Origin of the sequence: Mesorhizobium sp. M0768 (genome assembly GCF_040320195.1) — a bacterium.
Classification (GTDB): Bacteria; Pseudomonadota; Alphaproteobacteria; order Rhizobiales; family Rhizobiaceae; genus Mesorhizobium.
In genome coordinates, this window is the sequence record NZ_JAMYPD010000007.1 from 253,849 (window position 1) to 263,978 (window position 10,130).

The following is a 10,130-nucleotide window of genomic DNA, read 5'->3' on the forward strand; positions in this document are numbered from 1 at the left end:
TGGAATCGAAATGGGATGAAGAAAACGGCGATTCAAGACAGCAGCCGCCAAAACCGGACAAGCGGCTGAAATGATTATCGCTTTTTGAGCATTTCAAGGAAAAGCACGACCAATCCGGCGATCAGGCCCCAGAACGCCGCACCGACGCCGAACAGCGTCAGCCCCGATGCGGTGACGGCGAAGGTGACGGTGGCGGCCATCCGCTCGTCCTCGTCTTTCAAGGCGATCGACAGTGCATTGGCGAGCGGCGCCATCAGCGCCAGGCCGGCGACCAGCGCGATCAGGCTCTGCGGCAATACGGCGAAGATCGCCACCAGCGAGGCGCCGAACAGGGCAAAGACGAGATAGGCCAACGCATAGAACGGCCCGGTCTTCCAGCGCTCGGCCGGATCGGGATGCACGTCGGGCCCGGTGCAGATCGCCGCCGAAATTGCCGCCAGATTGGTGGTCGAGGCGCCGAGCGGCGCCGTCAGCAGCGAAAACAGGCCGGTGACGCCGATCAGCGGCCCTGGTTCGGGATGATAGCCGGCTGCCCTCAGCACGGCGAGGCCGGACAGGTTCTGCGAGGCCATGGTGACGAGATAGAGCGGCAAGGCGAGGCCGATGATCGCAGTGGCGGTGAACTGCGGCATCACCAGCGTCAAGCTCGAGAGTTCCGGTGCCGGCAGACCGCCGACCCGGCCGGTGAGGAAGGCGGCGAGACCGCCGCCGATCAGCACCAGCAGCACCGAGAGGGCCGGGTTGAACAGGCGGATGACGAAGAACGCCGCAACCAGCGGCAGGATCAGCCAGGGGTCGACGGGAACGGTTTTCACCGCATTGATGGCGAAGGTGACGACGATGCCGGCCAGCATTCCGGACGCGACGGACGCCGGTATTCTGGCGATCAGCTTGGTCAAGGGCCCGAACAGGCCGGTGGTGATCAGCAGGACCGCGGTGACGACGAAGGCACCAACCGCCTCACCCATCGAAAAGCCGGTCGACGCGGCGATCAGCGCCAAGCCTGGCGTCGACCAGGCGGTGATGACCGGCATTTTCGTACGCCAGGACAGCCACAGGCTCTCGATCGCCATCGCCAGGCAAAGCGCCGTCACCCAGCTTGCGGTCTCGACCTGCGTTGCGCCGACCGCCTTGGCGGCGGCAATGACGATGGCCAGCGTACCGCCGAAGCCGACGATCGCCGCCACGAAGGCGGACACCGGAATGGAAATGCGCATGTCTCTATCCCGCCTGCCGCACCATAGCGTCCACCGCCCGCACCAGCATGTCGAGATCCTGCGGCCGCGACAGGCGGTGGTCGCCGTCGGGGATGAGCGACAGCGTGACGTCGTCGGCCGGCAGCAGGCTGACCAGCTTCAGCGCATGGCTCGACGGCACGTCGGGATCGGCCAGGCCTTGCAGGATGTGGACCGGACAGTGCGTGTCGATCGGCCCGGTCATCACCCGGTTGTTGCGGCCGTCCTCGATCAGTGCGCGCGTGTAGATGTACGGTTCGGCGGAATAGTCCGACGGCTCTTCGAAAAAGCCCTTTTTCCTGAGGTTGCGCTTCTGCGCCCCGGTCAGCACCGGCTCCACCAGTTCGAATGTGAAATCGGGCGCCGGGGCCAGCAGCACAAGACCTGCGATGCTGTTTTCGCCCGCCTTGCGCAATTCCTGCACCATGCGCAGCGCGATCCAGGCGCCCATCGAGGAGCCGACCAGGATCTGCCTGCCCTGGGTGAAGCGGCGGAAAACCGCCAGGCTCTCGCCCAGCCATTTCGAGATGGTGCCGTCGGCAAAGGCGCCACCCGATTCGCCGTGGCCGGAATAATCGTGGCGCAGAAAGGCGCGACCTTCTTTGCGCGCCCATTCCGACAACGTTTCGGCCTTGGTGCCCAGCATGTCCGATTTGTAGCCGCCGAGCCAGACGATGCCGGGCTCGGCACCTGTCGCATGCCTGACGGCGATGCTCGTCCCGTCGACGTCCAGAAAGATCGGGGTGGTGGTCATGGTGTATTCCCTCACGCCGGTCTTTTGGCACAGCAAGGCATTCAACGAAAAGTGCTCCGCCACTTTCTTCGCTTGGTGCAGAGGAGCATTCCATCGAGCAGGTGATTTCCTGAGAATGCTGTGCTATTGACTCCGACCGCGCGCTCACCACATTGCGCGTTCGCAATTCTGAACTGAAGAACCCCTTAACGAAACGGCTCAAGGAGACCACGACCATTCGCAGACCTTTCAAAGCAGCGGCGCCCACCAAGGAAGGCCCGCGCTCCAACCGTGACATCCGGGTTCCCCGGGTCCAGCTAATCGACGCCGAAGGCCAGAACCGCGGCGATGTCTCCATCAACGATGCATTGCTGCTCGCCGAAGAGGCGGGGCTCGATCTGGTCGAGATATCGCCCAATGCAGTGCCGCCCGTCGTAAAAATCCTCGATCTCGGCAAGCTGAAATACGCCAACCAGAAGAAGGCGGCCGAGGCGCGCAAGAACCAGAAGGTCATCGAGATCAAGGAGATCAAGATGCGCCCGAACATCGACAGCCACGACTACGAGACCAAGATGAAGGCCGTTCGGCGCTTTTTCGAGGAAGGCGACAAGGTCAAGCTGACATTGCGCTTCCGCGGTCGCGAGATGGCGCATATGGAACTCGGTATGCAGCTTCTGAACAAGGTTCGCGAGGAAGTGGCGCCGATCGCCAAGGTCGAAGCCGAACCGAAGCTCGAAGGCCGTCAGATGATGATGGTGCTGGCGCCCCGCTAAAGCGCGTTGCGCTTTAGTTCTGTTTTGTGCATGTCGTTGTCGCAAAACCGCTGCGCACTTTTGGGCGACGTGCATAAAATCCGCCTGAATCATGTTGCAAGGCGTCCCGGCGATCGGCGGGGCGCCTGTTTTCTTGGCCAGACGCTGCGATCGCCGGCGAGAGCAAAGACGCTCTGGTTCCCTCGACGATCGGATTCCCGACATGGTCAATGACGTCAAGCATTCGGAAGCCAAATATGGGCTGGGCAGCTACCAGCACACGCGCAGGATGGTGCTTGCCGTCGTCGTCGTCGTCCTTTTCGCGATGCTTTTGTTCGGGCAGTCGGTTTTTCCGCCCGATACGCCTGTGCATGAAACGATCGAAATGGTCGGCGTCCTGCTGATCTTTCTCGGCGTTGTCGGACGCTTGTGGTCGACGCTCTATATTGGTGGACGCAAATCCTCCGAAGTGGTGACCGGCGGACCCTATTCGATCACCCGCAACCCGCTCTATGTCTTCTCTACTTTAGCTGCCGCCGGTGTCGGCGCACAGATCGGCTCCATCACCGCCACGATCGGCTTTGGAGCGCTCTGCGCGGGTGCATTTTACATCGTTATCCTGCGCGAGGAGAAATTCCTCAGGCAGGTTCTTGGCGCGCCATACCAGGCCTACCTGTTGAAAGTGCCGCGCTTCTTCCCGAAACTGTCGCTGTATCAGGAAGGCGACACCGGCGGCTTCAAGCCGCGCCTGCTGCGAACCACGCTGCTCGACGGTCTGGTCTTCCTGGTTGCCTTGCCGGCTTTCGAACTGATCGACGGCGCCCAGCAGTCCGGCATATTGCCGGTGCTGTTCCGTTTCCCCTGAGTACGGTGTTGCTGAGTACAGTGTTGCTGGGCACGGGGTGTTGCGCGCGCCCCCGCTTTGACGTATAGGACCGCCGTTCCCAAAAAACCGCCCGGCAGGGCATGCCGTGGCGGTTTCATTTGCTTTTCGGGCTTTGGTCGGCCTGAAGCGAACAAAAAGCGCATTGGTGCGCATATAAACGGAGTAGCAAAATGCCCAAGATGAAGACCAAATCGGCCGCCAAGAAGCGGTTCAAGATCACAGGTACGGGTAAAGTTCTGTCGGCTGCGGCCGGCAAGCGTCACGGCATGATCAAGCGGTCCAACAAGTTCATTCGAAATGCCCGCGGCACGATGGTTCTGGCTGAACCGGATGGCAAGAAGGTCATCAAGAATTTTCTGCCGAACGGCCTCTGAGCATTCGGTCTGGACAGCGTTAAGGAGATCATGACATGGCACGCGTAAAGAGAGGCGTCACCTCGCACGCCAAGCACAAGAAGGTCCTGAAAGCCGCCAAGGGTTTTTACGGCCGTCGCAAGAACACCATCCGCATCGCCAAGCAGGCGGTGGAAAAGTCGCTGCAGTACGCCTATCGCGACCGCAAGAACCGCAAGCGCTCGTTCCGCGCGCTGTGGATCCAGCGCATCAATGCGGCGACGCATGAGCATGGCCTGACCTATGGCCGTTTCATCGACGGTCTCAACAAGGCCGGGATCGAGATCGATCGCAAGATCCTGTCGGACATGGCCATCCACGAGCCGCAGGCCTTCGCCGCACTCGTGGCCAAGGCCAAAGTCGCGCTCGAATACCTGAAGAATACCACGCCGAATGCTTTTGAAAGCGCTGTCGCTTAAGACCAGCGCTTCCCAAGCTATTCGATACTTGATTTGGGAAACCCGCGCTGGCAGGGCTGGCGCGGGTTTTTCTTTGCTTCCAATCGGATCTGGAACATGAGTGACATGGAAACTCTCGAAAATTCCCTGATGGCCGAGATCGCCTCGGCCGCCGACGAGCAGGCGATCGAGGCGGTGCGTGTCTCTGCCCTTGGCAAGAAGGGCTCGGTTTCCGAGATGCTGAAGACACTCGGCTCGATGAGCGCCGAGGAGCGACAGGTCAAAGGCCCGGCAATCAACGGCCTCAAGAACCGCGTCACCGAGGCACTTTCGGCGCGCCGCGCCGAGCTGAAAGATGTGGCGATCACAGCACGGCTTGCCGCCGAGAAGGTCGACGTCAGCTTGCCGGTCAGGCAATCGCCGGCCGAGCGCGGCCGCATCCATCCGATCAGCCAGGTTATCGACGAGATCGCGGCGATTTTCGGCGATCTCGGCTTTGCCATCGCCGAAGGTCCGGACATCGAGACCGACTATTACAATTTCACCTCGCTGAACTTCCCGGAAGGCCACCCGGCGCGCGAGATGCACGACACGTTCTTCTTCCAGCCGGACGAGCAGGGCGAGCGCAAGCTTTTGCGCACCCACACCTCGCCGGTGCAGATCCGCACCATGGAGATGCAGAAGCCGCCGATCCGCATCGTCATCCCCGGCAAGACCTACCGGCAGGATTCCGATGCCACCCACTCGCCGATGTTCCATCAGGTCGAGGGGCTGGTGATCGACAAATCAGCCAACGTCGCCAACATGAAATGGGTGCTGGAGGAGTTCTGCAAAGCCTTCTTCGAGGTGCCGAGCGTCAAGATGCGCTTCCGGCCGTCTTTCTTCCCGTTTACCGAGCCCAGCCTCGAGGTCGACATCCAGTGCGACCGTTCGCGGCCCGGCGAGGTGCGCTTCGGCGAGGGCTCGGACTGGATGGAGATCCTCGGCTGCGGCATGGTCCACCCCAATGTGCTCCGTTACGGTGGCCTCGATCCTGACGAATACCAGGGCTTCGCCTGGGGCATGGGCATCGACCGCATCGCCATGCTGAAATACGGCATGCCGGATCTGCGCGCCTTCTTCGACGCCGATGTCCGCTGGCTTTCGCATTACGGTTTTAGGCCGCTCGACATGCCGACGCTGTTCGGGGGCTTGAGCGCGTGACGACCGGGCCGCAGCAAATCCGCAGGCAGCTCGCCTTCCTGCACATGTCCGACGCGCGGCCGCATAGCTTCAAGTGCAGCGTGCCCAGACCAGACGGAACACAGTCATGAAACTCACCCTCTCCTGGCTCAAGGATCATCTCGAGACCGACGCCTCGCTGGCGAAAATCGTCGAGCGTCTCACCTCGATCGGCCTCGAGGTCGAGCATGTCGACGACCGGGCGAGCCTGGCCCCCTTCGTCATCGCCAAGGTGCTGACGGCGGTCCAGCATCCCGACGCCGACCGGCTTCGCGTGCTGACCGTCGACACCGGCGACGGCAAGCCGCCGGTGCAGGTCGTGTGTGGAGCGCCGAACGCCCGCGCGGGCCTGGTCGGCGCCTTTGCAGCACCGGGCACCTATATTCCTGGCATCGATGTGACGCTGACCGTCGGCAAGATCCGCGGCGTTGAAAGCCACGGCATGATGTGCTCCGAGCGCGAGCTCGAATTGTCCGAGGAGCATGACGGCATCATCGACCTTCCGGCCGATGCGCCGGTCGGTACCAGCTTCGCCGCCTATGCCCATCTCGACGACCCGCTGATCGAGATCAATCTGACGCCGAACCGGCCGGATGCCACCAGTGTCCATGGCATCGCCCGCGATCTGGCGGCGAGCGGGCTCGGCACGCTGAAGAGCGCGCCGATAGAGCCGATCCCCGGCAAGGGCGAGACGCCGGTCAAGGTGACGATCGAAGCGCCAGAGCTCTGTCCCGGCTTTGCGCTGCGCCTGGTGCGCGGCGTCAAGAACGGACCGTCGCCGAAATGGCTGCAGCAAAGGCTTCTCGCCATCGGCTTGAGGCCGATCAGCGCGCTCGTCGATATCACCAATTACGTCACCTTCGACCGCGGCCGGCCGCTGCATGTCTTCGACGCTGCGAAGGTCACCGGCAATCTCGCCGTGCGCCGGGCGCGTGATGGCGAAAAGGTGCTGTCGCTCGACGGCCGCGAATACACGCTGACGCCGGAGATGTGCGTGATCGCCGACCAGGACGGCATCGAATCGATTGCCGGCATCATGGGCGGCGAGCATTCCGGCTGCGACGAGAACACCACCGACGTGCTGATCGAGTCGGCGCTTTGGGACCCGATCACCACCGCCCGCACCGGCCGCACGCTCGGCATCATCACCGACGCACGCTACCGCTTCGAGCGTGGCGTCGACCCGGAAATGATGATTCCCGGTGTGGAGCTGGCGACGAAGCTGGTGCTCGATTTCTGCGGCGGTACGCCGGCGCAAACCGAAGTCGTCGGCTATGCCGGCCATCAGCCGAAGATCGTCTCGTTCCCATTGTCGGAAGTGAAGCGGCTGACCGGCATCGAAGTGCCGCGCTCGACAAGCCTCGACATTCTTGCCCGCCTCGGCTTCAGGCCGGAGGGCACGGGCGATGTCGTCAATGTGGCGGTCCCGTCCTGGCGGCCGGATGTCGACGGCAAGGCCGACCTGGTCGAGGAGGTCATGCGCATCCACGGCGTCGACAACATCGCGCCGCAGCCGCTCGGTTCGCACGATGCGGTCAACGCCAGGATCCTCACTGTGCTGCAGATCCGCACCCGCGCCGCCAAGCGGGCACTTGCCGTGCGCGGCATGATGGAGGCCGTCACCTGGTCGTTCATTCCGGCAAAACACGCCGAATTGTTCGGCGGCGGCCAGCAGGCGCTGAAGCTTGCCAACCCGATCGCCGCCGATATGTCGGACATGCGGCCGTCGCTGCTGCCGGGGCTGATTGCGGCAGCACAGCGCAATGCCGACAAGGGCATCGGCGATGTCGCGCTGTTCGAAGTGTCGGGCACTTATGAGGGCGATGGTGCCGACCAGCAGCGGCGCGTTGCCGCCGGCGTGCGGCGCGGCACCGCCAGGCTCGAGGGCTCCGGCCGCCATTGGGCCGGCAATGCCGGCGCCGTCGGCGTCTTCGATGCCAAGGCCGATGCGATCGCAGCACTCGAAGCCTGCGGCGCGCCGGTCGAGCGGCTGCAGATCGAGGCTGGCGGCCCGGCCTGGTATCATCCCGGCCGCTCCGGCACGATCAAGCTTGGGCCGAAGGTAATCCTTGGCACGTTTGGCGAGTTCCATCCGAAGACGCTGGAGGGGCTTGACGTCTCCGGCCCGCTTTGCGGCTTCGAAGTGTTCATCGATACCGTGCCCGAGCCGAAGGCCAAGCCGACGCGAACAAAGCCGAGGCTTGATCTGTCCGCCTTCCAGGCGGTCAAGCGCGATTTCGCCTTCGTCGTCGACAAGGCGGTCGAAGCCGGCACACTCGTTCGCGCCGCCCTTGCCGCCGACCGGAAGCTGATTTCCGGCGTCTCGGTGTTCGATGTTTTCGAGGGTGCAGCGCTCGGCGCGGCGAAAAAATCGATCGCCATTGAAGTGTCGATCCAGCCGGTCGAAAAGACGCTGACCGATGAGGATTTCGAGGCGCTGGCCAAGCGCATCGTCGATAATGTCGGCAAGCAGACCGGCGGCGTGCTGCGGACGTAAGGGGATGCTCTGATGGACCACAAGCTCTCCATCAACTGGCTGGCAACGCATATCGGGACTGTCGATGGGTTCCTGGACGACCAGGAATGCGCCGATCTGATCGCCGACAGCGAACGGCGTGGTTTTGAGGCAGCCAAGGTAAACAGCGCCGGCGGCGCGAGCGTGATGACGGAACTCCGCAACAACGACCGCGTCGTTTTTGATGACGAGGATCTTGCCGACCTGCTTTTTGCGCGGGCGCGCCCGATGCTCTATCGCGGCCTCGGCGACTGGCGGCTGACTGGGCTGAATGAGCGTTTCCGCTTCTATCGCTACGGGCCGGGCCAGAAGTTCGATTGGCACAATGACGGCTATTTCGAGCGCAATGCCTCGGAGCGCAGCCAGTTTACCTTCATGATCTATCTGTCGGATGGATTTGAAGGGGGCGGAACCTCGTTTCGCGGCGAGATGCCGGGTTATGCCGGCACCAGCCTGGTGGTGAAACCCAGGAAAGGCATGGCGCTGGCCTTCTATCATCCGATCGAACACCGCGGCGACGAGGTGCTGTCGGGGCGCAAGTACGTCATCCGAACGGACGTGATGTACAAGCGCCAATGAAACGCTGTCCGTTCTGCCGCTGAGCTAAATGCACCTGACCCCGCTGGAAGTGTTTTTCGTCAAGGAGTTCTGCCGTTCCGCCGGCGTTTCTCCTGACATGATGCGTGCGCTGAAAGTCAAAGACCGCAGCCGCGATCCTGTAGGGTTCATGACCACAATCGTTGCCTCATCGGTTCCCCCGGAATTGCGCTTTGAGAGTCGAGTGTTCAGTTCGCTTCGGGTAGCGTGCGTTGGACCTGACCAGCTTCTTTGCGGCATGGTGCTGTTCTTCGATGAGATTGAAGGAAAGCTAGAGGCGATCGAAGGCTTTGTGTATGGCGAAGAATGGCCGTCAATCGAGGAGCCAGTCTTCTGGTCCGAGACCGACCGAACAATGAGCCTTGGGCGGGAGGGAAACTAGCCTGCAGAAATGGGCGTCACGACGCCCTTTCCGATAATTGCACAACGCATGGCGCGCTGAGGATCTAGAGGGGTTGCCGGCAGATGGCGAATCGCCGTCCAAGGGACGATGGACCATTTGCGCTATTCAGGGCTGTCTTTCGAGGAACAGCGTGCAGTCTTTCTCGATATCGTCTCGGCCGATCCGCTGGTCGGTGAGACGCTGTCGCGGGTACGGGTGCTAGGCCTGCCGGACTGGCTGGTCGTGTCCGGCGCGCTTTACAACAGCGTCTGGAATCATCTGACCGGGAAGCCCTCGGGGTACGGCATCCGCGATGTCGACCTGTTCTATTTCGATGAGAGCGATCTGTCCTATGAAGCCGAGGACACGGTCATCCGCCGGGCGGCGAAGCAGTTCGAAGGACTGACGCTGCCGGTTGAAGTGCGCAACCAGGCGCGGGTGCATCTGTGGTTTGAGGCGCGCTTTGGCGGTTCCTATCCCAGACTGTCGTCGTCCGCCGAGGCGCTGTCCTATTTCGCTTCGAAAACCCATGCGGTCGGCGTTAGATTCGGCACCGATGGGCAACTCGCGCTCGTGGCGCCGTTCGGGCTCGACGACATCTTCTCGTTTCGCGTTACCCCGAACCGTGCACTGGATAATCGGCAGACGCACGAGATGAAGGGCGCGCGTGCCAGGGAGAACTGGCCGGAGATCAGTGTCGTGCCTTGGTAGGAAATGTCGGCGCGAGGCACCCCCCTCTGCCCTGCCGGGCATCTCCCCCTCAAGGGGCAGGGGAATCGCATATGGCGATTTTGGGGTTGAGTTTAGGCTGAGAAAGGATTCTTTGGAGAGGCAGTTGAGCGAAGGAGCGACTGCCATTTCCTGCCTTGAGAGCTACTTTGGCGCGGTGCCTGATCCACGCGCGCCCAACGCCACGCACCGGCTTGGCGACCTGATCGTGATGATGATCGCAGCAAGCCTGTGCGGCGCCAGCAATGCGACGGAATTTGCCCTGTTCGCGCAGGAGCGCAAGCAGGCGC

The 10,130-nt window shown here is 62.4% G+C and carries 12 protein-coding genes; 10 read left to right on the top strand and 2 right to left on the bottom strand.

Annotated elements, in window-relative coordinates; all coding sequences use genetic code 11:
• Nucleotides 1-74: 74 nt before the first annotated feature.
• Together NKI08_RS12750 and NKI08_RS12755 are read right to left on the bottom strand one after the other, a co-directional pair.
• Nucleotides 75-1,217, bottom strand: coding sequence for a benzoate/H(+) symporter BenE family transporter (locus NKI08_RS12750; protein ID WP_352472562.1), 1,143 nt, complete (start codon nucleotides 1,215-1,217; stop codon nucleotides 75-77).
• Between the two features lie 4 nt (nucleotides 1,218-1,221).
• Nucleotides 1,222-1,989, bottom strand: coding sequence for an alpha/beta hydrolase (locus NKI08_RS12755; protein WP_352472561.1), 768 nt, complete (start codon nucleotides 1,987-1,989; stop codon nucleotides 1,222-1,224).
• 215 nt (nucleotides 1,990-2,204) lie between these two features.
• Here NKI08_RS12755 and infC point away from each other — a divergent pair, with 215 nt between their 5' ends.
• From infC to NKI08_RS12805, 10 genes are all read left to right on the top strand, one after another.
• A complete protein-coding gene (infC, locus tag NKI08_RS12760; RefSeq protein WP_023677573.1) occupies nucleotides 2,205-2,741 on the top strand; it encodes a translation initiation factor IF-3 in 537 nt (178 codons plus the stop codon).
• Between the two features lie 202 nt (nucleotides 2,742-2,943).
• Nucleotides 2,944-3,585, top strand: a complete 642-nt coding sequence (locus NKI08_RS12765; RefSeq protein WP_352451636.1) for a methyltransferase family protein — start codon at nucleotides 2,944-2,946, stop codon at nucleotides 3,583-3,585.
• Between the two features lie 191 nt (nucleotides 3,586-3,776).
• Nucleotides 3,777-3,980, top strand: a complete 204-nt coding sequence (rpmI, locus tag NKI08_RS12770; RefSeq protein ID WP_006201248.1) for a 50S ribosomal protein L35 — start codon at nucleotides 3,777-3,779, stop codon at nucleotides 3,978-3,980.
• Between the two features lie 35 nt (nucleotides 3,981-4,015).
• Entirely contained in the window at nucleotides 4,016-4,417 is a 402-nt protein-coding gene (rplT, locus tag NKI08_RS12775) for a 50S ribosomal protein L20 (protein WP_006201247.1), read from the top strand.
• 96 nt (nucleotides 4,418-4,513) lie between these two features.
• Nucleotides 4,514-5,599, top strand: coding sequence for a phenylalanine--tRNA ligase subunit alpha (gene pheS / locus NKI08_RS12780; protein ID WP_352451635.1), 1,086 nt, complete (start codon nucleotides 4,514-4,516; stop codon nucleotides 5,597-5,599).
• Between the two features lie 106 nt (nucleotides 5,600-5,705).
• Entirely contained in the window at nucleotides 5,706-8,114 is a 2,409-nt protein-coding gene (gene pheT / locus NKI08_RS12785) for a phenylalanine--tRNA ligase subunit beta (protein WP_352769641.1), read from the top strand.
• Nucleotides 8,115-8,126: 12 nt separating this feature from the next.
• The gene (locus tag NKI08_RS12790) at nucleotides 8,127-8,711 is read left to right on the top strand and encodes a prolyl hydroxylase family protein (RefSeq protein ID WP_352769644.1); all 585 of its coding nucleotides are present in this window, start codon (nucleotides 8,127-8,129) and stop codon (nucleotides 8,709-8,711) included.
• 28 nt (nucleotides 8,712-8,739) lie between these two features.
• Nucleotides 8,740-9,111: a hypothetical protein gene (locus tag NKI08_RS12795; RefSeq protein ID WP_352769647.1), complete on the top strand. Its 372-nt coding sequence runs from the start codon at nucleotides 8,740-8,742 to the stop codon at nucleotides 9,109-9,111.
• 108 nt (nucleotides 9,112-9,219) lie between these two features.
• Nucleotides 9,220-9,822 carry a nucleotidyltransferase family protein gene (locus NKI08_RS12800; protein WP_352454789.1) on the top strand — a complete coding sequence of 201 codons (603 nt, stop codon included), beginning with the start codon at nucleotides 9,220-9,222 and terminating at the stop codon, nucleotides 9,820-9,822.
• 124 nt (nucleotides 9,823-9,946) lie between these two features.
• On the top strand, nucleotides 9,947-10,130 hold a 184-nt coding region (locus tag NKI08_RS12805), incomplete at its 3' end, for a transposase family protein (RefSeq protein WP_352769651.1).